Source organism: Pseudonocardia sp. ICBG1142 (genome assembly GCF_020496255.1).
Lineage (GTDB): Bacteria > Actinomycetota > Actinomycetes > Mycobacteriales > Pseudonocardiaceae > Pseudonocardia.
This window is the reverse complement of sequence record NZ_JAHLJC010000031.1, coordinates 49616-75011: the sequence shown is the minus strand read 5'-3', so window position 1 is coordinate 75011 and position 25396 is coordinate 49616. Positions and strand designations below refer to the sequence as shown.

Here is a 25396-nt window from a genome sequence, read left to right as displayed (position 1 = left end):
CGTCACTCCCGTTCCGAGCCGGCGCTCAGCGCGCGGCCGAGCGCGGCGTGCACCCGCTCGAACGCGGCCGGGTGCTCGGCGACCGGACGGTCGTCCAGCGCGTCGAGCGCCGCGACGGCCGCGTCGACCTCGGCACGCAGGGCAGCGACCGGGCGGTCCTGCTCGGGCCGCGGGTCGCCCGGACGGGGTCCGGGTGCGGGAACGCTCATGGATGGTCTCCGGGGACGGGGTTCTGACGCCACGGTAGCCGACGGTCCCGACAGCGGCGGGGACGCGGCGTCACCGCCCTGGCGGCTCCGCCAGACCGAGGTCGGCCAGCGCCGCGGCGGCGGCCGCACCGTCGGGGCGGACGTCCTGGACGCCGTGCTCCCAGGCCACCGCGCAGAGCGCACGCAGCGCGTCCACCGCGGGTTCGGGACCGTCCCCGTCGCCGGAGAGCACGAGCGTGCCGCCGTCGACGGCGATGTGCCACCCGGGTCGCGGACCGGGGGCCAGCTCGTCCGGTGCACGGGTGAGCGCGGCGAGGTCGGCCCCGATGTGGGTGGGGCGCAGCTCCGCGGCGGCGGCGAGCAGGTCCGCGGCGCCGCTGACCCCGGTCAGGACCATCAGCGACGGGGCGCCCATGGCGTTGGCGCCCTCGATGTCGGTGTCGAGCCGGTCCCCGATGACGAGCGGGGCCCGCGCGTCGCCGGCCCCCTCGCGGAGCAGCCGGGCGGCGGGCTTGCCCGCCACCTGCGGCTGCGCGCCGGTCGCCGTCCGCACGACCTGCACCATCGAGCCGTTGCCCGGCAGTGCACCCCGCTCGGTGGGCAGGGTGGGGTCGACGTTGGAGGCGATCCACAGCGCCCCGGCCCGGACGGCGACGACCGCCTCGGCCAGGATCCGCCATCCGGTGTCGGGCGAGTGCCCCTGGACGACGGCGTCCGCGCCGTCGGCGGCGTCGACGACGGCGAGTCCGCGGGCGCGGACCTCCTCGGCCAGCGCCGAGGTGCCGACGACCAGGACCCGCGCGCCCGGCGGGAGCTGCTCGGCCAGCATCGCGGCCGCGGCCTGCGAGCTGGTGCGGACGTCCTCGACGCGCGCCGGGAACCCGAGCTCGGCGAGGTGCGCAGCGACGTCGGCGGGGCTGCGGGAGGCGTTGTTGGTGACGTAGACCGTGGGCACGCCGCGGTCGGCCGCCCCGAGCACCGCCTCGACGGCCCCCGGGACGACCTCGGGGCCCCGGTACAGGGTGCCGTCGAGATCGGCCAGGAGGACGTCGTGGCGGGACAGCAGGTCGTCGGTCACCGGTCGCCGGCCCCGGGGTCCCGGCGCTGGTCCTGGTCCTGAACCGTGTCCTGGTCGGTGACGGGTGCGGTCGGGTCCGGTGCGGTGTCGTCCCGTCCGGTCCCGCCCTCCGGGGCCGCGCTGCCGGCGCCCGACGGGCTCTCGGGGTCGGACGGGCCGTCCCCGTCCACTGCGCCCGACGTGGTCCCACCGGCCGCCACCTGACCGGCGACGGTGTCGGCCTCGGCGTCCCCGCGGACGTCGTCCGTCCCGTCCTCGCCGGTCCGCTCCTCGCGGGTGCCGTCCCCGACGGTCCCAGCCCCGACGGTCCCGTTCTCGTCGGTCCCGTCCTCGTCGGTCCCGTCGACCACCGGGGCCTCGGTCTCGGCGCTGTCGGAGCTGTCGGCGGACGCGGCATCGGCGCGTGCACTGTCGGCATCGGTGCTCGTGGCACCGCCTGCGTCGGTGCCGGTCTCGGTGCGGTGGTCGGTGCCGTGGTCGTCGGCGGCCGGGGGCACGTCCTCCCAGCCGACGGTGAGCTCGTCGTCGGCGCCCTCGAGCTCGTCGCCGGTCAGCTCGGCGATCCGCGCGGCCGCGTCGGTCTCCCGGTGCGCGTCGGCGTCGTGGGCGTGCACGAACCACTGCACGGCCTCGGACTCACGGCCGGCGGCGAGCAGGTTGTCGGCGTAGGCGTAGAAGAGCCGGGCGCTCCACGGGTCGCGGCGCGCCGCGTCGAGCTCGGGGACCTGGAGCCCGACGACGGCGGCGTCGGCCTCACCGAGGTCGCGCCGGGCGCCCGCGGCGACGATGAGCAGCTCGATGCGCTCCTCGTGGCCGAGGTCGCGGGCCTCGGGGCTGCGGGCCAGGTCGAGGGCTCGCTCGGGACGTCCGAGGGCGCGCTCGATGTCGGCCATGACGTGCACGTGCCCCGGTCCGCCGCCCATCCGGCGGGCCGCGCGGAACTCGCCGAGAGCCTCGTTCCACTCCCCCGCGTGGTAGGCGACGATGCCGGCCGCCTCGCGGACGACGGCGATCCGCGACGCGCGGCGGCGTGCGTAGCGCACGTGCTCCAGGGCCTGCACGGGGTCCTCGTCGACGAGCAGACCCGCGGCGACGAGGTGCCGCGCCACGACCTCGGCGGTCTCCTTCTGGAGCCCGCGCAGGTCCCGTCGCACACTCGGGTCGAGCTCGGCGGCCGACACCGAGGCCGGCAGGTCCGGCTCGGCGACGAAGGTCCGCTCGGCCGACTCCGGGATCGCCCGGCGCGGACGGTCGTCGCGGCCACGGTCATCACGGCCACGCTCATCACGGCCACGCTCATCACGGCCACGCTCATTGCGACCGCGGTCGTTCCGCCCCCGGTCGTCGCGCCTGCGGTCGTCCCGGCCGGCCCGCGGTCCACGGTCGTCCCGGCCGCCACGCGGGCCGCGGTCGTCGCGTTCCCGGCGCTGGCCACGGTCGCCACGCTCGTCACGGTCACGGAGCGGGCGACGCTCGTCGCGCCCTGCGGGACGCTCCGCGCGGTCCGCGCGGGGACCGTCGGCGACTCCTGTCGTGCCCGCTGCGACCGGGTCGGTCCCGGCACGGTCGACCGCGTCGGCCCCCGCACCGCGGGAGTCGGTCCCGCGGGTGTCCGTCGCCCGATCACTATCGGCCCGGTCGCTGTCGGTCCGGGGGCCGTCGGTCCGGGGGCTGTCGGGTGCGACGGTGCCCGTGCCGCCCACGTCGTCGGTGCGCTCGTCGCGGCCGGCCGGGGCGCCGTCCGCCGCTGCGGACGAGGTGTCCGGTCCCGGGGTGCCGGTACCCGGTGCGGTGGCGTCGGAGGTGGCGGCCTCGGAGGTGGTGCCGGTCGAAGGTGCAGGCTCGCGACCGTCGTGGACCGGCGTGCCGGCCGACGACGGGGTCACGACAGGGGTGTCACCGGCCGGGGCCGACGACGGAGCCGGGTCGGTCTGCACGACGTCCTGGGGCTCCAGGGCCGTGGACCCCTCGACCGGGCGGCCCTGCGACGGTCGTTCCTCGCGGGCGCGATACGGCCGCTCCTCCCGGGGCCCGCGGTCGTCGCGGTCGCGGAAGGTGCTGCGCCGGCCCTCGCCGCGGTCGTCACGACCGCGAGGGGCGCGGTCGTCACGGCCGCTTGCGGGACGGCCGCCACGCTCATCGCGGTCGCGGAAGGTGCTGCGCCGGTCCCCGCCGCGGTCGTCACGGCCACGGGGGGCACGGTCGTCGCGACCGCCGAAGGAGCGGCCGGCACGATCGTCACGGTCGCGGGACGGACGGGTGGGCCGGTCCTCGCGGTCGCGGAACGAACGGCCGCCGCGGTCGTCGTCGCGCTGCGGACGAGGCCCACGGTCGTCGCGGTCCCGGAAGGAGCGGGTACCGCGGTCGTCCCGCCCGCCGAAGGAGCGGCCGCCACGGTCGTCACGGTCCCCGGCCGGGCGACCACCGCGGTCGTCGCGGTACGGGCGGCCACCACGGTCGTCACGGTCGCGGGCGGGCCGTCGGTCGTCACGGCCCTGGTAGGAGCGGCCGCCACGATCGTCGCGGTCACCCGTGGGTCGTCCTCCGCGGTCGCCGCGGAACGAGCGGCTGCCACGGTCATCGCCGCCCGAGAACGAGCGGCCACCACGGTCGTCGCGGCCGGAGCCCGGACGACCGGCGCGGTCGTCGCGGTCCCGGAAGGACCGACCGCCGCGGTCGTCGTCACGCTGCGGACGGGGGCCACGGTCGTCGCGGTCCCGGTGGGGACGGCGGTCGTCACGGCCCGAGGTGGGCCGGCCACCACGGTCGTCGCGGAACGGGCGGCTGCCGCGGTCGTCGCGTCCACCCCGGAACGAGTCACGGCGGTCGGAGCCACCGGACCGACGATCGTCGTCGCGGGCCGGACGACGGTCGTCGTCGCGCCGCGGCCGGTCCCGGTTGTCGCCGCGGAAGCCGCTGTCACGCCGGCCGGTGTCACGTCCGCCCCGATCGGTGTCGCGTCCGCCCCGGTCGGACCAGGAGCGTCCCTCGGTACGACGGTCGCCCGGACGCCCTCGGTCGTCCCGCGCACGGTCGCTACTGCTGCGGCCGGCCCGGTCGTCGCGACGCGGGCGGTCGTCGCCGTCACGGCGCCGTCCCCGCTGGTCATCGCCGCGCGACCATCCCGACCCGCTGCGCGAGCCGCGCCCCTCGCCTGCCCGGCCGTTGCCGGGACGTTCCCCGTCCGTCACGTGGTCAGGGTACAAACGAACACCGTCACTTCCGCGGTCAGCGACCACACTGGGCGAACCGCTCCGCGCAGCGAGGCGGACACGGCTGCATACATACGAAGAAAGGGGAGCCCACAGCGGTTTCTACACCGTTGCGGACTCCCCTTTCAGAGGTTGAATGTCGGCGGCGACCTACTCTCCCACACCCTGGCGAGTGCAGTACCATCGGCGCTGGAAGGCTTAGCTACCGGGTTCGGAATGGGACCGGGCGTTTCCCTACCGCAATGACCACCGACAACACTATTCAACAAACCCCCACACAAACATGGGGGGACCTACGAACACACAACCCGCACAGGGGTTGTGGGCTCAGGGTCACACAGTGGATGCGAACAACTCGTTGTGGCAAGCCCTCGGCCTATTAGTACCGGTCAACTCCACCCCTCACAGGGCTTCCATCTCCGGCCTATCAACCCAGTCATCTCCTGGGAGCCTTACCCACTCAAAGGTGGTGGGAGACCTCATCTTGGAACAGGCTTCCCGCTTAGATGCCTTCAGCGGTTATCCCTCCCGAACATAGCCAACCAGCCGTGCCCCTGGCGGGACAACTGGCACACCAGAGGTTCGTCCGTCCCGGTCCTCTCGTACTAGGGACAGCCTTCCTCAAGTCTCCAACGCGCGCGGCGGATAGGGACCGAACTGTCTCACGACGTTCTAAACCCAGCTCGCGTACCGCTTTAATGGGCGAACAGCCCAACCCTTGGGACCTACTCCAGCCCCAGGATGCGACGAGCCGACATCGAGGTGCCAAACCATGCCGTCGATATGGACTCTTGGGCAAGATCAGCCTGTTATCCCCGGGGTACCTTTTATCCGTTGAGCGACACCCCTTCCACAAGGTGGTGCCGGATCACTAGTCCCGACTTTCGTCCCTGCTCGACCCGTCAGTCTCACAGTCAAGCTCCCTTGTGCACTTACACTCAACACCTGATTGCCAACCAGGCTGAGGGAACCTTTGGGCGCCTCCGTTACTCTTTGGGAGGCAACCGCCCCAGTTAAACTACCCACCAGGCACTGTCCCTGAACCAGATCATGGCCCGAGGTTAAGACACCCAATTCGACCAGAGTGGTATTTCAACAACGACTCCACCACCACTGGCGTGATAGCTTCACAGTCTCCCACCTATCCTACACAAGCCGAACCGAGCACCAATACCAAGCTATAGTAAAGGTCCCGGGGTCTTTCCGTCCTGCCGCGCGTAACGAGCATCTTTACTCGTAGTGCAATTTCGCCGAGTCTGTGGTCGAGACAGCGCCCAAGTCGTTACGCCATTCGTGCAGGTCGGAACTTACCCGACAAGGAATTTCGCTACCTTAGGATGGTTATAGTTACCACCGCCGTTTACTGGCGCTTAAATTCTCCGCTTCGCCCCCCGAAAGGGACTAACAGGTCCTCTTAACGTTCCAGCACCGGGCAGGCGTCAGTCCGTATACATCGTCTTGCGACTTCGCACGGACCTGTGTTTTTAGTAAACAGTCGCTTGGGCCTGGTCTCTGCGACCGGCCATCCCTAGCCCGCACGGGGCATCAAGACAACCGGCCCTCCTTCTCCCGAAGTTACGGAGGTATTTTGCCGAATTCCTTAACCACAGTTCGCTCGATCGCCTCGGTATTCTCTACCTGACCACCTGTGTCGGTTTGGGGTACGGGCCGCAACAACACTCGCTAGAGGCTTTTCTCGACAGCATGGGATCACCCTCTTCGCCTCAATCGGCTACGCATCACCTCTCACCCCTCACGACCCCCCGGATTTACCTAGGAGATCAGGCTACAGGCTTACACCACGACAACCACCGCGTGGCGGAGCTACCCTCCTGCGTCACCCCATCACTTGCCTACTACCAGATCGGATCCCACGCTCCCCCACAAACAACACTCCCGAAGGAGCGAAGGTGGGTTCGGATGGTTAGCATCACCAGCCTCGGCATGGACGCACTATCACGAGCACGGGAATATCAACCCGTTGTCCATCGACTACGCCTGACGGCCTCGCCTTAGGTCCCGGCTCACCCTGGGCGGAACAACCTGGCCCAGGAACCCTTGGTCATCCGGCGGCAGAGATTCTCACTCTGCATTCGCTACTCATGCCTGCATTCTCACTCCCACACCCTCCACCCGTAAATCACTCCCGGGCTTCACCAGACGCAGGACGCTCCCCTACCCAACAACACCACAAAGATGTCATTGCCACGGCTTCGGCGGTGCGCTTGAGCCCCGCTACATTGTCGGCGCAGGACCACTTGACCAGTGAGCTATTACGCACTCTTTCAAGGGTGGCTGCTTCTAAGCCAACCTCCTGGTTGTCCGGGCGATCCCACATCCTTTCCCACTTAGCGCACGCTTAGGGGCCTTAGCCGGTGATCTGGGCTGTTTCCCTCTCGACCACGAAGCTTATCCCCCGCAGTCTCACTGCCGCGCTCTCACTCACCGGCATTCGGAGTTTGGCTGACTTCGGTAAGCTTGTCGGCCCCCTAGGCCATCCAGTGCTCTACCTCCGGTGAGAAACACACGACGCTGCACCTAAATGCATTTCGGGGAGAACCAGCTATCACGAAGTTTGATTGGCCTTTCACCCCTACCCACAGCTCATCCCCCAGGTTTTCAACCCTGGTGGGTTCGGGCCTCCACGACGTCTTACCGACGCTTCACCCTGGCCATGGGTAGATCACTCCGCTTCGGGTCTACACCCCGCGACTCAACCGCCCTATTCGGACTCGCTTTCGCTACGGCTACCCCACACAGGTTAACCTCGCCACGAAGCATAACTCGCAGGCTCATTCTTCAAAAGGCACGCCATCACCCCGCCCCGAAGGACTCAAGGCTCTGACGGCTTGTAAGCACACGGTTTCAGGTACTATTTCACTCCCCTCCCGGGGTACTTTTCACCTTTCCCTCACGGTACTTGTCCGCTATCGGTCACCAGGTAGTATTTAGGCTTGACGGGTGGTCCCGCCAGATTCACAGCGAATTTCACGGGCTCGCTGCTACTCGAGAACAATGCCCACAACAGAACCAAACATTTTCGCGTACGGGGCTATCACCCACTACGGCCGACCATCCCAGAATCGTTCCGCTAACACCGGTTCTCGTTGTCCCATCCTCGGCAGAAGATGAACGACACGCCTCACAACCCCGCACCCGCAACGCCTGCCGGCTTGACACGGACACGGTTTAGCCTCATCCGCTTTCGCTCGCCACTACTCACGGAATCACTATTGTTTTCTCTTCCTGTGGGTACTGAGATGTTTCACTTCCCCACGTTCCCTCCACGCACCCTATGAATTCAGGTACGGGTAACGCCCCATGACGGGCGCTGGGTTTCCCCATTCGGACACCCTCGGATCACAGCTCGGTTGACAGCTCCCCGAGGCCTATCGCGGCCTCCCACGTCCTTCATCGGCTCCTGATGCCCAGGCATCCACCATGTGCTCTTAACAACTTGACCACAACAAGATGCTCGCATCCACTATGCAACACTCAACCCACAACCACACCCAACCAAGAAACAACCACCACCCACCACAAGCAGGCGTTAGGAAGCCCCCGACCAGAGCGGCCAAAGAAAACAACCCGTTCACCAGGTGTCTCCTCAGGACCCAACAGTGTGCCAAGCCAAACCGGTCCAACGAACTGCGTTCCACCCAACGCACCCAACCCACAGACGGAGTTGATGGCGCGATTCAATGAAGGAACCACAGAAACCCACAGAGCAAAACCCTGTGAAGCCATGTGGTGCCCCATCACATGATGGGACTCCTTAGAAAGGAGGTGATCCAGCCGCACCTTCCGGTACGGCTACCTTGTTACGACTTCGTCCCAATCGCCAGTCCCACCTTCGACAGCTCCCTCCACAAGGGTTGGGCCGCCGGCTTCGGGTGTTACCAACTTTCGTGACGTGACGGGCGGTGTGTACAAGGCCCGGGAACGTATTCACCGCAGCGTTGCTGATCTGCGATTACTAGCGACTCCAACTTCACGGGGTCGAGTTGCAGACCCCGATCCGAACTGAGACTCACTTTAAGGGATTCGCTCCACCTCACGGTCTCGCAGCCCTCTGTATGAGCCATTGTAGCATGTGTGAAGCCCTGGACATAAGGGGCATGATGACTTGACGTCATCCCCACCCTCCTCCGAGTTGACCCCGGCAGTCTCCCATGAGTCCCCACCATAACGTGCTGGCAACATGGAACAAGGGTTGCGCTCGTTGCGGGACTTAACCCAACATCTCACGACACGAGCTGACGACAGCCATGCACCACCTGCACACCAACCACAAGGGAAGCCCTATCTCTAGGGATGTCTGGTGCATGTCAAACCCAGGTAAGGTTCTTCGCGTTGCATCGAATTAATCCACATGCTCCGCCGCTTGTGCGGGCCCCCGTCAATTCCTTTGAGTTTTAGCCTTGCGGCCGTACTCCCCAGGCGGGGCGCTTAATGCGTTAGCTGCGGCACAGAAACCGTGGAATGGTCCCCACACCTAGCGCCCAACGTTTACGGCGTGGACTACCAGGGTATCTAATCCTGTTCGCTCCCCACGCTTTCGCTCCTCAGCGTCAGTATCGGCCCAGAGACCCGCCTTCGCCACCGGTGTTCCTCCTGATATCTGCGCATTTCACCGCTACACCAGGAATTCCAGTCTCCCCTGCCGAACTCAAGTGATGCCCGTATCGACCGCACGCTCAGAGTTAAGCCCCAAGTTTTCACGGCCGACGCGACACACCGCCTACGAGCTCTTTACGCCCAATAATTCCGGACAACGCTCGCACCCTACGTTTTACCGCGGCTGCTGGCACGTAGTTGGCCGGTGCTTCTTCTCCAGGTACCGTCAATCACTCTTCGTCCCTGACGAAAGAGGTTTACAACCCGAAGGCCGTCATCCCCCACGCGGCGTCGCTGCGTCAGGCTTCCGCCCATTGCGCAATATTCCCCACTGCTGCCTCCCGTAGGAGTCTGGGCCGTGTCTCAGTCCCAGTGTGGCCGGTCGCCCTCTCAGGCCGGCTACCCGTCACCGCCTTGGTAGGCCATCACCCCACCAACAAGCTGATAGGCCGCGGGCCCATCCCCCACCGAAAAAACTTTCCACCACCAACCATGCAGCCAGTGGTCCTATCCGGTATTAGACCCAGTTTCCCAGGCTTATCCCAGAGTGGAGGGCAGGTCACCCACGTGTTACTCACCCGTTCGCCGCTCGTGTACCCCCGAAAGGGCCTTACCGCTCGACTTGCATGTGTTAAGCACGCCGCCAGCGTTCGTCCTGAGCCAGGATCAAACTCTCCAACAAAACCCTGACAAACAAACACTAGCCACAACACCCGACGGAGGCCGAATGCTGCAACCAAACAAACAATTTGGCACAAAACGCCAAACCGATTCAAATAGCTCGACACACTGTTGAGTTCTCAAAAGACACCCGCGCTCGGGAACCGGGCCTGATGGCCGTCGCCCCGGGGCGTCAGAGTCAGCCCCGCGAGGAGGCAACTCTCTTATGCTACGTGTACCGGAGAGCGGCGTCAAGCCTCACTCCGGGCGGCCGGATCTTCACCGAAGTGAAGTTCCTGGGCCGTCGCCTCCGGTCCGGATCCGCGTCCCTGGCCTGTCGGCCGGTCTCGCTCTCGTCCGCCCCGTCCTGGCGACATCGAGAAAGTTACAGGATGCTCCGGAGGCGTTTCACAGGGGGGTCCCCTTCTGGTGTTCCTGCAGGTCAACGCTCGATCAGGCCGCTCGGACCCGCACACCGGCCAGGTTGCGCTTCCCCCGGCGCACCACAAGCCAGCCGCCGTCGAGGACGTCACCGGCTCCCGGTACCCACTCCTCGTCGACGATCTTGACGTTGTTGACGTACGCGCCGCCCTCCTTCACCGCACGACGGGCTGCGCCCTTGCTGTCGGTCAGGCCGGTGGCGACGAGCAGGTCGACGATCGTGTCGGCCGGGCCGGCGTCGGCCGTCGGCACCTCGGCGAGCGCGGCGCCGAGGGTGGCCGCGTCCAGGTCGGTGAGCTCGGCCCGGCCGAACAGGGCCTGGCTCGCGGTCGTCACCTGCCTCGTCTGCTCCTCGCCGTGCACCAACGTCGTCAGCTCGGCGGCGAGACGCCGTTGTGCGCCACGCAGGTGCGGCTTCTCGGCCAGCTCGGTCTCCAGCGCCTCGATCTCGGCTCGGTCGAGGAAGGTGAAGAGCTTCAGGTAGGTGATCGCGTCGGCGTCGGCGACGTTCACGAAGTACTGGTACCAGGCGTACGGCGAGGTGCGGTCCGGGTCGAGCCAGACGTTGCCGCCCCCGGTGGACTTGCCGAACTTGCGGCCCTCGGAGTCGGTGACCAGCCGCAGGGTCAGCGCGTGGACGTGGTCACCGGTCACCCGACGGATGAGGTCGACACCTCCGACGATGTTGCCCCACTGGTCGGACCCGCCGATCTGCAGCCGCACCCCGAGCTCGCGGTAGAGGTGCAGGTAGTCCTGGGCCTGCAGGAGCAGGTAGCTGAACTCGGTGTAGGACATCCCGTCGCCGGCGAGGCGACGCTTCACCGTGTCCCGCGAGATCATCGTGCTGACCGGGAAGTGCTTGCCGAGGTCGCGCAGGAACTCCAGGACCGTCTGCTGCCCGGTCCAGTCCAGGTTGTTGACGGCGGTGGCGCCGGTCGGCCCGCCGTCGAAGGAGACGAAGCGCTCCAGCTGTCCGCGGATCAGGTTCGTCCAGTCGGCCACGGTCGCGGCGTCGTTGAGCGTCCGCTCCCCCACGTCACGCGGGTCGCCGATCATGCCGGTCGCGCCGCCCGCGAGGATCGCCGGACGGTGGCCGGCCTCCTGGAACCGGCGCAGCGTCAGCATCGGGATCAGGTGCCCGGCGTGCAGGCTGGACGCGGTCGGGTCGAACCCGGCATAGATCGACACCGGGTCGCCGGCGGCGAGCTCCTTCGCGAGCGCGTCGCGGTCGGTGCTCTGCGCGATCAGGCCGCGCCACTCCAGGTCGTCGAGGATGTCGGTACCCACGGTGCCCATCTTGGTCGGGCCGCCGCGGCGCGTGCACGCGGGTTCCTCAGGCGCTGCGACGACGGCGCGTCCCGGCCCGGTACGGGCTGACCGCGGGCGAGCCGTCGACCCAGTACCGCCACGGCAGCTCGGCCGCCGCGGCGACGCCCACCCGGGGTCCGGACCGGACGAGCTCCGGAGCGAGCGGGGTCCCCACTCGCAGCCGTACCCGGGAGGCCGGGTCGGTGACGTCGGTCCCGTCGTCCTCGCGCCGCAGCCCGAGGAGCGCGGCCAGCCGTGCGGGTCCGCGGGCCACGTCGGCGTCGCGGCGGGCGGTGGGCCGGCGCTCCCGGGCCACCCCCGGGTCGGTGAGCAGCTCGCCGGCGCGCAGCAGCACCGCGCCCGGCTCGCCGTCGGGCAGGCACGACACGTTCGCGCAGAAGTGCATGCCGTAGACGAAGTAGACGTACAGGTGCCCGGGCGGCCCGAACATCACCGCGTTGCGCGGGGTCCGGCCCCGGTAGCAGTGCGACGCGGGGTCGTCGCGGCCCCGGTAGGCCTCCACCTCGACCAGCCGCACCGCGACCGTGCCGTCGGGGGTGTCGGCCTCGAGGACGCAGCCGAGCAGGCGTCGCGCGGCGGGCAGGACATCGACGGCCAGGGCGGACCGGTCCAGCAGACCGGAGGGGCCCGGCCGGTCGTCCCGGCCGGGCCCCTCCGTGTGGTCGTCGTCCGCCATCAGCGGCGCGCGAGCGCCAGCTGCACGCAGGTCACGACACCGGCCATGGCTTTCTCGACCTCGTCGAGCGGGGGCAGGGTCGGGGCGAGACGGATGGTCGCGTCCTGCGGGTCCTTGCCGTAGGGGTGCGTCGCACCGGCCGGGGTCAGGACGATGCCCGCCTCCTTGGCCAGGCGCACGACCTCCGAGGCGAGGCCGTCCGGGACGGTCAGGCTCACGAAGTAGCCGCCCTTCGGCTTCGTCCAGGTCACGCCGTCGACGTCGGCGAACGCCTCGGTCAGCAGACGGTCGACCGCAGCGAACTTCGGGGCGATCAGCTCGCGGTGCGCGGCCATGTGCGCGCGCAGCCCGGCCGCGTCCTTGAGGAACAGCGCATGGCGGAGGTGGTTGACCTTGTCCGGGCCGATCGTCTTCTTCGACGCCAGCTTCAGCCACCAGTCGACGTTCGCCTGCGAGGCACCGAAGAACGCGACGCCCGCACCGGCGAGGGTGATCTTCGAGGTGGACCCGAAGACGAACGGCCGGTCCGGGTTGCCCGCCTCGGCCGCGAGCGCGAGGACGTCGGCGATCTCGATCTCCTCGGTCGTCAGGTGGTGCACCGCGTAGGCGTTGTCCCACATGATCCGGAAGTCCGGGGCGGCGGTCGGCATGGTGGCCAACCGGCGCACGACCTCGTCGGAGTAGACGACGCCGTCGGGGTTCGAGTACTTCGGCACGCACCAGATGCCCTTGATCGACGGGTCCTCGGCGACGAGCCGCTCGACCTCGTCCATGTCGGGGCCGTCGGCGGTCATGCCGACGGTGACCAGGTCGATCCCCAGGCGCTCGCACACGCCGTAGTGCCGGTCGTAGCCGGGGACCGGGGCGATGAACGCCACGCGGCCGGCGTCGACCCAGCGGGTCGGGGCGCCGGGCAGCGCGGTCAGCAGTGCGTGCACGAGGGTGTCGTGCATGAGCTCGAGGCTGGAGTTGTTGGCCGCCACCAGCTGCCCGACCGGGACCTGGAGCGACGGCGCGAAGATCTCGCGCAGCTCGGGCAGACCCTGGCCGCCGCCGTAGTTGCGGGTGTCGGTGCCGTCGGCCGCGCGGAACTGTCCCGCGCCCGGCAGGCCGAGCAGCTCGTGGGACAGGTCCAGCTGCTGCGCGGACGGCTTGCCCCGCGTCAGGTCGAGCTTCAGGCCGGCGGCCTTGAGCTCCTCGTAGGCTGCGGCAGGGTCGGTCATGCGGTTCCTCCGGTGAACTCTCGCGCTGCTCCGACCGCGGTACGCAGGTCGGTGAGCTGCTCGGCAACCCGGTCGCCGGCCGTCCCACCGCGGGCGTTCCGCGACGCGATGGAGCCTTCCACGGTCAGTACCTCGCGCACACTCGGGTCCAGTGCCGGGTGCACGGCGGCCAGCTCGGCGTCGGTCAGGTCCTCCAGCCCGACGCCGCGGGCCTCGGCGGCGCGGACGCAGCCGCCCGCGGCCTCGTGGGCGACCCGGAACGGCACGCCCTGCCGGACGAGCCACTCGGCGACGTCGGTGGCCAGGGTGAACCCGGCCGGGGCCAGCTCGGCGAGCCGCTCGGTGTGGAAGGTCAGGGTGGCCACCATCCCGGCGACCGCGGGGAGCAGGAGCTCCAGCTGCGCGACCGAGTCGAACAGCGGCTCCTTGTCCTCCTGCAGGTCCCGGTTGTAGGCCAGCGGGAGCCCCTTGAGGGTGGTCATGAGCCCGGCGAGGTTGCCGACCAGCCGGCCGGACTTCCCGCGGGCCAGCTCGGCGACGTCGGGGTTCTTCTTCTGCGGCATGATCGAGCTGCCGGTGGAGAACGCGTCGTCGAGGGTGACGTAGCCGAACTCGGCCGTCGCCCAGAGGATGACCTCCTCCGACAGCCGCGACAGGTCGACGCCGATCATCGCGAGGACGAACGCGGCCTCGGCCGCGAAGTCGCGCGCGGCGGTCCCGTCGATCGAGTTGGCCGAGGACCCGGTGAAGCCGAGCTCGGCGGCGACGGCCTCCGGGTCGAGCCCGAGCGAGGAGCCGGCCAGCGCGCCGGAGCCGTACGGCGACCAGGCGCTGCGCCGGTCCCAGTCGGCCAGCCGGTCGACGTCGCGCAGCAGGGCCTGGGCGTGCGCGGCGAGCTGGTGGCCGAGCAGCACCGGCTGCGCGTGCTGCAGGTGCGTGCGGCCGGGCATCGGGGCGTCGGGGTGGGCCTGCGCCTGGTCGACGAGTGCGTCGACGACGTCGAGCACGCCGGAACCGACCCGCCGCACGGCGTCGCGCAGCCACATCCGGAACTGGGTGGCGACCTGGTCGTTGCGCGAGCGACCGGCCCGCAGCTTCCCGCCCAGGTCGACGCCCGCCCGCTCGATCAGGCCGCGCTCGAGCGCGGTGTGCACGTCCTCGTCGCCCGGGTCGGGGCCGAACGCCCCGGAGGCGACGTCGGCGGCGAGCTCGTCGAGTGCCTTGTGCATCCCCGACAGCTCCTCGTCGGTCAGCAGACCGGCGCGGTGCAGGACCCGGGCGTGCGCCTTCGAGCCGCGGATGTCGTAGGGGGCCAGTGCCCAGTCGAAGTGCGTGGACTTCGACAGCGCCGCGAGCGCGTCGGCCGGACCGGACGCGAACCGGCCACCCCACAGCGCTCCGCCACCGGCGACCGCGCCCCGTCGGGGGTCCGCGTCGGTCATGTCGGGTCTCCTTCTCGTTCGTCGTGCGCCCCGGTGGCCGCGTGGGCCCTCCGGGACAGGTCCTGCAGCCGCTCGGCCAGCTCCGCCCCGGTGAGGGGCTCACGGGCGACGACGATGACCGTGTCGTCCCCGGCGATGGTGCCGACGACGTCGTGCAGTGCGGCCCGGTCGAGGGCGCTCGCGAGGTAGTGCGCCGCGCCCGGCGGGGTACGCAGGACGGCCAGGTTCCCACTCGCGTCGGCGGACACGAGCAGCTCCCCCAGCAACCGGGCCACCCGGACGGTGCCGCCCTCGACCCCGCGCACCGGGCTGCCGTCCTCGGGGATGCGGTAGACCGGCTGCCCGCCGTCGGCGCCGCGCAGCTTCACCGCACCGAGCTCGTCGAGGTCCCGCGACAGCGTGGCCTGGGTCGTCTCGATGCCGTGCCGCTCGTGGAGCAGCCCGATGATCTCGACCTGGCTGCTCAGCTGGTGGTTCCAGATCACGTCGATGACGGCGGCCTGCCGTCGGGCCCGGTTGACCGGGTTCCTCCGGTCGCGGTCGGTCTCACCCATGCCGCAGGAGCCAGGCGAGCAGCGCCTTCTGCGCGTGCAGCCGGTTCTCGGCCTCGTCCCAGACGGCGCTGGCCGGGCCGTCGAGGACCTCGTCGGTGATCTCGTCGCCGCGGTGGGCCGGCAGGCAGTGCAGCACGATCGCGTCCGGCGCGGCGTGCTCCAGCAGGGCGGCGTTGACCTGGTACGGCCGGAACGGCGCGACCCGGTCCAGGCCGTCGTCCTCCTGGCCCATCGAGGTCCAGGTGTCGGTGACGACGACCTGGGCCCCCGCCACGGCGGCCACCGGGTCCGCGACGAGCGCGACCGAACCGCCGGTCTGCTCGGCCCGGGCCTTCGCGTCGCGCAGGACGTCGTCGTCGGGGGTGAACCCGGCGGGCGCGGCGATCCGCACGTTCAGCCCGGCGGTGGCGCCGCCGAGCAGCAGCGAGTGGGCGATGTTGTTCGCTCCGTCGCCCAGGTAGGTCAGGGTGAGCCCGGCGAGGCGGCCGAACCGCTCCCGCACGGTCTGCAGGTCCGCCAGGATCTGGCACGGGTGGAACGTGTCGGTCAGCGCGTTGACCACCGGCACGGTCGCCGCGGCGGCCATCTCCTCGATCCGCTCCTGGCCGCTGGTGCGCCACACGATCGCGTCGAGGTAACGCGACAGCACCCGGGCGGTGTCGGAGATCGTCTCACCGCGCCCGAGCTGGCTGGTCGTGCCGTCGAGGATGATCGCGGTGCCACCGAGCTGGGTGATCCCGGCCTCGAACGACACCCGGGTGCGGGTGGAGGACTTGTCGAACACGACCCCCACCGCACGCGGACCGGCCAGCGGGCGCTCGGCGAAGGGGTCGGCCTTGAGCCGGTCGGCGAGATCGAGGACCTCGGCCTGCTCGGCCGGGGTCAGGTCGTCGTCCCGCAGCAGGTGGCGGACCATCAGCTCCCCTGCCCCTCGTGCTGGGCCGCGGCGGCGTCGAGGAACGCCGGGAAGGCCGTCAGGAACTCCTCGGCCTCGTCGTCGGTCAGGGTCAGAGCCGGGGCCAGCCGGAGCCGGTCCGGGGTGGCGTTGTTGATCAGGATCCCGGCGTCGCGGGCGGCCGCGGCGGCCTGCGCGGCGACCGGCGCGGTGAGGCCGATGCCGATGTGCAGGCCGGCGCCGGACACGTCGCCGACGAGGGGGTGGCCGAGACCGTCGATCCGGCTGCGGATCTCCTTGCCGAGCCGGTCGGCGTGGCCGAGCAGACCCTCGGCCGCGACCGTGTCGAGCACGGCGAGCGCCGCGGCGCAGGTCACCGGGTTGCCGCCGAAGGTGGTGCCGTGCTGCCCGGGCTCGAGCAGGGCGGCGGCGTCGCCGAGCCCGATGCAGGCACCGATCGGGAGGCCGCCACCGAGGCCCTTGGCCAGGGTGACCACGTCCGGGAGCACGCCGTGCGCCTGGTGGGCGAACCAGTACCCGGTGCGGCCGATGCCGGTCTGCACCTCGTCGAGGACGAGCAGCGCGCCGCGCTCGGCGGTGATCCGCCGGGCCTGCGCCAGGTACCCCTCGGGAGGCACGATCACGCCGGCCTCGCCGAGGATCGGCTCCAGGACCACCGCGGCGGTCCGCTCGGTCACCGCGGCGTCGAGTGCGGCGACGTCACCGAACGGGATGTGTGTCACCCCGGCGGGCATCGGCTCGAACGGGGCTCGCTTGGCGGGCTGCCCGGTCAGCGCGAGCGCGCCCATCGTGCGGCCGTGGAACGCGCCCTCACAGGCGATGATCTCCGGCCTGCCCGTCCGGCGGGCGATCTTGAAAGCGGCCTCGTTGGCCTCGGTGCCGGAGTTGCAGAGCAGGGTGCGGGCGTCGTCGCGGCCGAGCAGGGCCTGCAGCCGCTCGGCGAGCTGCAGCGCGGGCTCGGTGATGAAGAAGTTCGAGGTGTGGCCGAGGGTGCGGACCTGCTCGGACACCGCCTCGACGACGGCCGGGTGCGCATGCCCGAGCGCGTTGACCGCGAGCCCGGCGTACAGGTCCAGGTAGGCGCGACCCTCGGCGTCCCACACCCGGGCGCCCTCGCCGCGGACCAGGGTCAGCGGCGGGGTCCCGTAGTTGTTCATCAGGGCGGCCTGCCACCGCTGCGCGTGCGTGCTCATGTCGTTCCCCCAGCCGTGGCACCGGGGGCGTCCGGCAGCACCATCGTGCCGACGCCCTCGTGCGTGAACACCTCGAGCAGGACCGAGTGCGGCACCCGCCCGTCGATCACATGGGCCTGTCCGACGCCCGAGCGCACGGCGCGCAGGCAGGCCTCCATCTTCGGGGCCATGCCGCTCTCCAGGCGGGGCAGCATCGGCTCCAGCTGGTCCGCCGTCAGCGAGGTGATGATCGACTCCGGGTCGGGGTAGTTCGCGTAGAGACCCTCGACGTCGGTGAGCACCACGAGCTTCGCGGCGTCCAGCGCACCGGCCAGCGCCGCGGCGGCGCTGTCGGCGTTGATGTTGTGGACCTGGCCGTCGGCGTCCGGCGCGACGCCCGCGACGACCGGGATGCGGCCCGCGGCGATGATGTCCAGCACCGCGTCCGGGTTGACCTTCGTGACGTCGCCGACCAGGCCGATGTCGACGGGCTCGCCGCCGACCAGCGCGGTGCGCTTCTCGGCGGTGAACAGTCCTGCGTCCTCCCCGGACAGGCCGACGGCGAACGGGCCGTGGACGTTGATCAGCCCGACGAGCTCGCGCCCGACCTGGCCGAACAGCACCATCCGGACGATCTCCATCGTCTCCGGGGTGGTGACGCGCAGGCCTCCGCGGAACTCGCCGGGCATGCCGAGCCGCTTCAGCATGGCCGAGATCTGCGGCCCGCCGCCGTGCACGACGACCGGGTGGATGCCGGCGAGCCGCAGGAACACCATGTCCCGGGCGAAGGCCGGCTTCAGCTCCTCGTCGATCATGGCGTTCCCGCCGTACTTGACGACGACGATCCGGCCGTGGAACCGCTGCAGCCAGGGCAGCGCCTCGGCGAGCACGCCCGCCTTCTCCCCCGCCCGCTTCAGCCGGGCCGGGGTCTCCGGGGACGGCGCGATCTGCGGCTGGGGCAGCGCGTCCGGGGCGACCGGCTCAGGAGGAGTAGGCACTGTTCTCCTCGACGTAGGCGTGTGACAGGTCGGTGGTCCTGATCTCCGCGGTGTGCCCCTCGGCCCCGCCGGACAGGCCCAGCCCGACCTCGATCAGGACGTCCTTCCCGGACAGGTCGCAGTCGGCCCGGTCCCCGGCCACGGCCGCGCCCTTGCACAGCAGCACGCCGTTGATCGTGACGTCGAGGTGCTCGGGGTCGATCTCGGCGTCGGCGTACCCGGCGGCGGCCGCGACCCGGCCCCAGTTGGGGTCGGATCCGAACATCGCGGTCTTCACCAGGGAGTCGCGGGCGATCATGCGGGCGACGGTCACCGCGTCGTCCTCGGAGGCGGCGCCGGTGACCCGCACGGTGATGCGCTTGGTGACGCCCTCGGCGTCGGCCTGCATCTGCTCGGCGAGGTCACGGCACACGCGGGTGAGCGCGGCGGTGAACACCGCCGGGTCGGCCTCGACGCCGGACGCGCCGGAGGCCAGCACCAGCACGGTGTCGTTGGTGGACATCGAGCCGTCGACGTCGAGCCGGTCGAAGCTGTAGCGGACGGCCTCGCGCAGCGCGGCGTCGAGCGTCGCCCGGTCGAGCACCGCATCGGTGGTGAGCACGCTGAGCATCGTCGCCATCGACGGTGCGATCATCCCGGCGCCCTTGGTCGTGCCCCCGACGGTCCAGCCAGCCGGGTCGGTGACGACGGACTCCTTCGGGACGGTGTCGGTCGTCATGATCGCGCCGGCGACGGCGGACCCGGCCTCGGGCCCCGACGCCAGCTCCCCGGCGGCCGTCCGGACCCCGGCGAGCAGGGTCTCCCGCGGGAGCTGCTCGCCGATGAGGCCGGTGGAGCACACGGCGACATCGATAGCGCCGCAGCCGAGCACCTCGGCGGCCTGCTCCGCGGTGGCGTGCGCCGTCTGGAAGCCCTCGGCCCCGGTGCAGGCGTTCGCCCCGCCGGAGTTGAGGACGACCGCGCGCAGCGAGCCGGTGGTCAGCACCTGCTGCGACCACAGGACGGGAGCGGCCTTGACCTTGTTGCGGGTGAAGACCCCGGCGGCCTCGGTGCGCGGGCCGTCGTTCACCACGAGCGCCAGGTCGGCCCGCCCGGACTTCTTGATCCCGGCGGCGATCCCGGCGGCCCGGAAGCCCTTGGCTGCGGTCACGCTCACGGCGCCACTCCCGTCGTCGGCAGGCCGGTGGTCTCGGGCAGACCGAGGGCCAGGTTCATGCACTGGACGGCGCCGCCCGCGGTGCCCTTGGTCAGGTTGTCGATCGCCGAGACGACGACGAGGCGGCCCGCGTCGGCGTCGACGGTGACCTGCAGCGCGACGTTGTTGGAGCCCAGGGTCTGCGCCGTGGTGGGCCACTGGCCCTCCGGCAGCAGGTGCACGAACGGCTCGTCGGCGTAGGCCTTCTCGTAGACCGACCGGACCGCGGCCGCATCGGTCGCCGGGTCGGCCAGCAGGGCCGAGCAGGAGGCGAGGATGCCGCGCGGCAGCGGCGCGAGCACCGGGGTGAAGCTGACCGAGACGGGCGAGCCGAGCGCGGCGGACAGGTTCTGCGCGATCTCGGGGGTGTGCCGGTGCACACCGCCGACGCCGTACGCCGACAGCGACCCCATGACCTCCGCGCCCAGCAGGTGCGGCTTGAGCGACTTGCCCGCACCGGAGGTGCCGGTGACCGCGGTGATCACGACCTCGGGGGCGACCAGGACGGCGACCAGCGCGGGGACCAGCGCGAGGCTGGTCCCGGTCGGGTAGCAGCCGGGCACCGCGACGCGCCGGGTGCCGATCAGCGACGCCCGGGCGCCGGGCAGCTCGGGCAGCCCGTAGGGCCAGTGCCCGGCGTGCTCGCCGCCGTACCACCGGTCCCAGGCGGCCGGGTCGGTCAGGCGGTGGTCCGCCCCGCAGTCCACGACGAGGGTGTCCGGCCCCAGCTGCGCCGCCAGCTCGGCGGACTTGCCGTGCGGCAGGGCCAGGAACACCGCGTCGTGTCCGGCGAGGTTCTCCGCCGTGCTCTCGCCCAGGACGCGGTCCGCGAGCGGGGTCAGGTGCGGCTGGTGCTCGCCCAGACGCGTGCCCGCGTTCCCGCCGGCCGTGAGGGCGCCGATCTCCACCTCGGGATGTGCGAGCAGCAGCCGGAGGAGCTCTCCCCCGACGTAGCCACTGGCTCCCGCCACTGCGATGCGTACCACGTGGATGAGTATGCACGGCGACGCAAAGCCATGCAATCGGGATTCGCGATCGCGACCGGGCGGGGCGGAACCGGGCCCGGCGGGCACGTCCGGCGCCTAGTTTCCCGCGGGTGCGGCGACGGGTGACACGCGGGGTGGGACCGGGCGCGGGCACGCCTGCCCGGGAACGGTCGGCGACCGTGACGGCGGCGGTCACCGCGGTGGTCACGGCAGTGCTCGCGGTGCTGCTCGGCGGGTGCGCGTCGACCGTGGCCGGCACGCCGTGGCCCACCGGGCAGGGGCCGGCGCTGCCCTCGACCGCGGCGGCTCCGGTGGAGCCCACGCGGCGACCGCCGACGTCGTTCACGGTGCCGGGGCCGCTGTCGAACGGACCGCTCGCCGCCCCGACCACCGACGGCCGTCCGACGACGACGGTCCCGCCCGTCCCGGTTCCGCCCTCGTCCGGTCTCCCCGACGGCGGGGACGGCGGGGACGGCACGGCCCGCACGGTGCCGCCGGTGCCGGTCGGGGACGGTGCGTCCCGTGTCCCGGACGGCCGGACCCGGCCCGCACCGGACGCGCCGCGCGCCGCTCCCACGCGGGCCGCCGCGCCGGCTGCGCCGGCCGCCGCGCCGGCCCCGCTGACCTCCGACGTGGTGGCCGACGAGTGCCTGCTCGACCGTGCGGCGCTGACCGGGTTGCTGGGCGGCCCACCGGTCGCGCCGGCGACGAACGCCGTGGTCACCCGCACCGACGGGACCCGCACCCGGGCCTGTTTCGCGCTCGCCGACGGCGTGACGGTGTCGGTGAACGCCTACACGACCAACCGGAGCACCCCCGCCGGCTACGTCGCCGCCGCGCGGCACGGCAGCGCGGTGACCGGGCGGCCGGCGGGGACCTCGGCGACGGTGCTCGACACCGTCGCCGGGCCGACCCTGCAGCTGGCCACCGCCCGGTACCTCGTGACGGTGGCGGTCGCGGGGCGGACCCCGTCCCGGGACCAGTGGCGGGCCGCAGCGGTGGCCGCGGCCGCGGCGGTCCCGCGCTGAGCCGGCCGGGGCCGGCGCGGCACGGACCGCTGCGGGCCCGGGCTCAGCGCAGCGCGGCCCCGTGCCGGGCCGTGGCCTCGGCGACCGCCGCGTCGCGGGCGGCGTTCGCCTCCTCGCTGGTCAGCGTGCGGTCCGAGGCGCGCAGGCGCAGCGAGAACGCCAGCGAACGGCGCCCCTGTCCGACCTGGTCACCGGTGTAGACGTCGAACAGCCGCACCGACTCCAGCAGCTCCCCCGCGCCCGCGGTGAGCGCGTCGGCGAGGTCCGCCGCCGGGACCGACTCGTCGGCGACCAGCGCGACGTCCACCGCGACCGGCGGGAACGCCGACACCCGCGGCACCGGCAGGTTCTCCCGCAGCGGAATCGCGTCGAGGTCGATCTCGGCCGCGGCGGTGCGGGCCGGCAGCCCCAGCGCCTCGACGACCTTGGGGTGCAGCTCACCGGCGTACCCGACGACGGTGTCGGTCCCGGCCGCGTCGACCAGGACGAGCTCGGCGCACCGGCCGGGGTGCCACGGTGCGCGCTCGGCGCGGCGTGGCCGCAGCTCCACCCCGGCGGCGGAACCGGTCAGCCGGGCCGCCTCGACGGCGTCGGACCAGGACGCCGGACGGCCCGGGCCCCACCAGCCACGCGGCTCACGGTTCCCGGCGAGGACGATCCCGACGTGGACGGGCTGGTCGGGCAGCGCGGCGCGCAGGGCGGCGTACTCGTCGTCGGAGGGACGGCCGGTGACGGCCGGGTCGGGCATCGCGGGGGTGGTCTCCCCCGGCTGCACGACCTGGGCGATCGCGTACAGCGCGAGGTCCTCGGCGCCGCGGAAACGGTTGCGCACCAGCATGTCGAGCAGGCCGGGGAGCAGGGTCGTCGCGAGCCGGGACCGCTCGGCGTCGAGCGGGTTGGTGACGGCGACGGTGCGGCGGCGCTCGTCGTCGGCGGCCAGGCCCAGGTCGTCCCAGACGGCGTCGGAGACGAACGGGAACGGCAGCACCTCGACGTGGCCCGCCTCGGCGAGGGCCCGGGACACCGCGCGACGGCGCTGCTGGGCGGCGGTCAGGCCATGCCCGGCCGGGGCGGCGGGCAGCACCGACGGGATGGCGTCGTAGCCCTCCAGCCGCAGCACCTCCTCCACCAGGTCGGCGGCCATGGTGAGGTCCGGGCGCCAGGTCGGCGGGGTCGCGACGACGACACCCTCCCCGCCGGCGCCGGTGTCCAGGGAGATCGCGCAGCCGACCTGGGTCAGGCGCCGCACGGTGGCCCCGCGCGGGTACTCGACCCCGGCGACGCGGTCGGGCATCGACAGCGGCATCCGCACGCTCGCGACGGCGGGGACCCCGCCTTCGTCGGTGCGCCCGTCGGCGAGGGTGCCGCCGCCGAGCTCGACGAGCAGCTGCGCGGCACGCTCGGCCGCGACCGGCGGGAGCGCCGGGTCCACGACCCGCTCGAACCGCTTGGACGCCTCGCTGGGCAGCTTGTGCCGGCGTGCGGCGCGCGCGATCACCGGCGGCGAGAAGTGCGCGGCCTCCAGCAGGACGTCGACCCGGGCGCCGTCGGCGAGGTCCTCCGGCGCGGGGATCTCGGTGGACGCCCCGCCCATCACGCCGGCGAGCCCGATCGGGCCGGAGTCGTCGGTGATGAGCAGGTCGTCGGGGTCCAGGGCGCGGGTCTGGCCGTCGAGGGTCTGCAGCTTCTCCCCCGTCGTCGCGCGGCGGACCTCGATGGCGCCGCTCAGCCGGGACGCGTCGTAGGCGTGCAGCGGCTGACCGAGGTCGAGCATCACGTAGTTGGTGACGTCGACGACCAGCGAGATCGGGCGCATCCCGGCCGAGAGCAGCGCGCGCTGCATCCACCACGGACTGGGCGCGGCCGGGTCGACGCCGTCGACCCGCCGCGCGACGAACCGCGGGCAGGCGTCGGTGTCGGCGAGCCGGACCGGCCAGGCGTCGCCGGTGGTGTCCGGGACGGCGACCCGGGTGACCGGGTCGGTGTAGTCGGCGTCGAGCGAGGTCGCGAGCTCGCGGGCGAGGCCGCGGACGGCGAAGCAGTAGCCCCGGTCCGGGGTGACGGCGAGCTCGACGACGGGCTCGGTGAGCCCGAGGACCTCCAGCGCGTCGTCGCCGGGCTCGGCGGTGCCGGGCGGGAGCACGAGGATGCCGCCGGTGTCGGCGCCGAGGCCGAGCTCCTTCGCCGAGGCGATCATGCCGTCGGAGACCTTGCCGTAGGTCGTGCGTTGCGCGATCGCGAAGTCGCCGGGGAGCACGGCACCCGGCTCGGTGACGACGACGAGGTCGCCGACGGCGAAGTTCCGGGCACCGCACACCACGTAGCGGTGACGTGCTCCTTCGAAGCCCACCCGGCAGTACCGGATCGGCTTCTTGAACCCGGTGAGCTCCTCGATCTCCTGCACGCGGGCGACGGTCACCGGCCCGGTGATCGCGGGAGCCGGGTGGATGTCCTCGACCTCCAGCCCGACGCGGACGAAGGCGTCGCCGATCGCCTCGGGCCCGGCGGGCAGCGCCGCCGGGTCGATGTGCCGGGCGAGCCAGGACGCGGACACTCGCACTGCTCAGAACTCCTCGTGTGGAAGCGGGGTGGGCCGGGTCAGACGCCGAACGCGGTCGAGAAGCGGACGTCGCCCTCGACCATGTCCCGCATGTCCGGGATGCCGTTGCGGAACATGAGGGTCCGCTCGATGCCCATGCCGAAGGCGAACCCGGAGTACACCTCGGTGTCGACGCCGCAGGCGCGCAGGACGTTCGGGTTGACCATGCCGCAGCCGCCCCACTCGACCCAGCCGGGGCCGCCCTTCTTCTGCGGGAACCACAGGTCCACCTCGGCCGAGGGCTCGGTGAACGGGAAGTACGACGGTCGCATGCGGGTCCCGGCCTCGGGGCCGAAGACCGCGCGGGCGAACGCGTCGAGCGTCCCCTTGAGATGGGCCATGGTCAGCCCGCGGTCGACGGCGAGGCCCTCGACCTGGTGGAACACCGGGGTGTGGGTGGCGTCGAGCTCGTCGGTGCGGAAGGTCCGGCCCGGGCAGACGACGTAGACCGGCAACTCGCGCTCCAGCAGCGACCGGACCTGGACCGGCGAGGTGTGCGTGCGCAGCACCGTGCCCGAGTCCTGCCCGCGCTCGGGGTCACCCAGGTAGAAGGTGTCCTGCATGGTGCGGGCCGGGTGGTCCTTGCCGAAGTTGAGCGCGTCGAAGTTCAGCCAGGACGCCTCGACCTCGGGGCCCTCGGCGACCTCCCAGCCCATCCCGACGAAAATGTCGGCGATCCGCTCGGACAGCTGGGTGATGGGGTGGCGCGCGCCGCGCGGGCGGCGGTCCCAGGGCAGGGTGACGTCGACGGTCTCCTCGGCCAGCACCCGGGCGTCGCGCTCGGCGAGCAGGACCTCGCGGCGCGCGTCGAACGCGGCCTGGGCCTCCACGCGGGCGGCGTTGACCCGCTTGCCGGCGTCGGCGCGCTCGGGACCGGGCAGCTGTCCCAGCGACCGGCGCGCCATCGGGATCGGGGCGCGGTCGCCGAGGTGCGCGGGCTTCACCGCGGCCAGCGCGTCGAGGTCGCCCGCCTCGTCGAACGCCGTGCGGGCGGCCTCCACCGCGGCCTTCAGTACATCCGGGTCGAGAGGGCTCGCCGTGTCGTTCTCACTCATGGTGCC

16 protein-coding genes and 3 rRNA genes are annotated in these 25396 nt (G+C 71.5%); 1 reads left to right on the top strand and 18 read right to left on the bottom strand.

The annotated features are described in order from the left end of the window. Positions 1 to 2 precede the first annotated feature (2 nt). From KPL59_RS24830 to argC, 16 genes are all read right to left on the bottom strand, one after another. Entirely contained in the window at positions 3 to 209 is a 207-nt protein-coding gene (locus KPL59_RS24830) for a hypothetical protein (protein WP_020622954.1), read from the bottom strand. A gap of 70 nt (positions 210 to 279) precedes the next feature. Continuing rightward, positions 280 to 1287, bottom strand: a complete 1008-nt coding sequence (locus KPL59_RS24825; RefSeq protein ID WP_226362181.1) for an HAD-IIA family hydrolase — start codon at positions 1285 to 1287, stop codon at positions 280 to 282. Then, the gene (locus KPL59_RS24820) at positions 1284 to 4478 is read right to left on the bottom strand and encodes a hypothetical protein (protein WP_226362180.1); all 3195 of its coding nucleotides are present in this window, start codon (positions 4476 to 4478) and stop codon (positions 1284 to 1286) included. The genes KPL59_RS24825 and KPL59_RS24820 overlap by 4 nt, the downstream gene beginning before the upstream one ends. 158 nt (positions 4479 to 4636) lie before the next feature. Continuing rightward, positions 4637 to 4753: ribosomal RNA gene (gene rrf, locus KPL59_RS24815) — 5S ribosomal RNA — on the bottom strand. Between the two features lie 105 nt (positions 4754 to 4858). Then, positions 4859 to 7962, bottom strand: a 23S ribosomal RNA gene (locus KPL59_RS24810). A 316-nt stretch (positions 7963 to 8278) separates the two neighbouring features. After that, a 16S ribosomal RNA gene (locus KPL59_RS24805) occupies positions 8279 to 9798 on the bottom strand. Together the 16S, 23S and 5S rRNA genes form the textbook arrangement of a ribosomal RNA operon. 431 nt (positions 9799 to 10229) lie before the next feature. Continuing rightward, complete coding sequence (gene tyrS / locus KPL59_RS24800; protein ID WP_226362179.1) at positions 10230 to 11504, bottom strand: tyrosine--tRNA ligase; 1275 nt, start codon at positions 11502 to 11504, stop codon at positions 10230 to 10232. Between the two features lie 46 nt (positions 11505 to 11550). Then, a complete protein-coding gene (locus KPL59_RS24795; RefSeq protein ID WP_226362178.1) occupies positions 11551 to 12222 on the bottom strand; it encodes a DNA-3-methyladenine glycosylase in 672 nt (223 codons plus the stop codon). After that, positions 12222 to 13445 (bottom strand): aminotransferase class I/II-fold pyridoxal phosphate-dependent enzyme, encoded by a 1224-nt coding sequence (locus KPL59_RS24790; protein ID WP_226362177.1) that lies wholly within the window; start codon positions 13443 to 13445, stop codon positions 12222 to 12224. Before KPL59_RS24790 ends, KPL59_RS24795 begins: the two co-directional genes overlap by 1 nt. After that, a complete protein-coding gene (gene argH / locus KPL59_RS24785) occupies positions 13442 to 14887 on the bottom strand; it encodes an argininosuccinate lyase (RefSeq protein ID WP_226362176.1) in 1446 nt (481 codons plus the stop codon). The genes KPL59_RS24790 and argH overlap by 4 nt, the downstream gene beginning before the upstream one ends. Next, positions 14884 to 15441, bottom strand: coding sequence for an arginine repressor (locus KPL59_RS24780; protein ID WP_226362175.1), 558 nt, complete (start codon positions 15439 to 15441; stop codon positions 14884 to 14886). Before KPL59_RS24780 ends, argH begins: the two co-directional genes overlap by 4 nt. Continuing rightward, positions 15434 to 16357 (bottom strand): ornithine carbamoyltransferase, encoded by a 924-nt coding sequence (argF, locus tag KPL59_RS24775; protein ID WP_226362174.1) that lies wholly within the window; start codon positions 16355 to 16357, stop codon positions 15434 to 15436. The genes KPL59_RS24780 and argF overlap by 8 nt, the downstream gene beginning before the upstream one ends. Then, complete coding sequence (locus KPL59_RS24770) at positions 16357 to 17550, bottom strand: acetylornithine transaminase (protein ID WP_226362173.1); 1194 nt, start codon at positions 17548 to 17550, stop codon at positions 16357 to 16359. The genes argF and KPL59_RS24770 overlap by 1 nt, the downstream gene beginning before the upstream one ends. Continuing rightward, positions 17547 to 18476: an acetylglutamate kinase gene (gene argB / locus KPL59_RS24765; protein ID WP_226362808.1), complete on the bottom strand. Its 930-nt coding sequence runs from the start codon at positions 18474 to 18476 to the stop codon at positions 17547 to 17549. The genes KPL59_RS24770 and argB overlap by 4 nt, the downstream gene beginning before the upstream one ends. Positions 18477 to 18510: 34 nt before the next feature. Further along, positions 18511 to 19683: a bifunctional glutamate N-acetyltransferase/amino-acid acetyltransferase ArgJ gene (gene argJ / locus KPL59_RS24760; RefSeq protein WP_226362172.1), complete on the bottom strand. Its 1173-nt coding sequence runs from the start codon at positions 19681 to 19683 to the stop codon at positions 18511 to 18513. Continuing rightward, positions 19680 to 20714 (bottom strand): N-acetyl-gamma-glutamyl-phosphate reductase, encoded by a 1035-nt coding sequence (gene argC / locus KPL59_RS24755; RefSeq protein WP_226362807.1) that lies wholly within the window; start codon positions 20712 to 20714, stop codon positions 19680 to 19682. Before argC ends, argJ begins: the two co-directional genes overlap by 4 nt. A gap of 116 nt (positions 20715 to 20830) precedes the next feature. Here argC and KPL59_RS24750 point away from each other — a divergent pair, with 116 nt between their 5' ends. Continuing rightward, positions 20831 to 21736, top strand: a complete 906-nt coding sequence (locus KPL59_RS24750; protein WP_226362171.1) for a hypothetical protein — start codon at positions 20831 to 20833, stop codon at positions 21734 to 21736. A gap of 43 nt (positions 21737 to 21779) precedes the next feature. Here the strand turns inward: KPL59_RS24750 and pheT are convergent, their stop codons facing one another. Together pheT and pheS are read right to left on the bottom strand one after the other, a co-directional pair. Then, on the bottom strand, positions 21780 to 24296 hold the full coding sequence (gene pheT, locus KPL59_RS24745) for a phenylalanine--tRNA ligase subunit beta (protein ID WP_226362170.1): 2517 nt from the start codon (positions 24294 to 24296) through the stop codon (positions 21780 to 21782). A gap of 38 nt (positions 24297 to 24334) precedes the next feature. Beyond that, positions 24335 to 25390: a phenylalanine--tRNA ligase subunit alpha gene (pheS, locus tag KPL59_RS24740; RefSeq protein WP_226362169.1), complete on the bottom strand. Its 1056-nt coding sequence runs from the start codon at positions 25388 to 25390 to the stop codon at positions 24335 to 24337. Between the last annotated feature and the right edge of the window lie 6 nt (positions 25391 to 25396).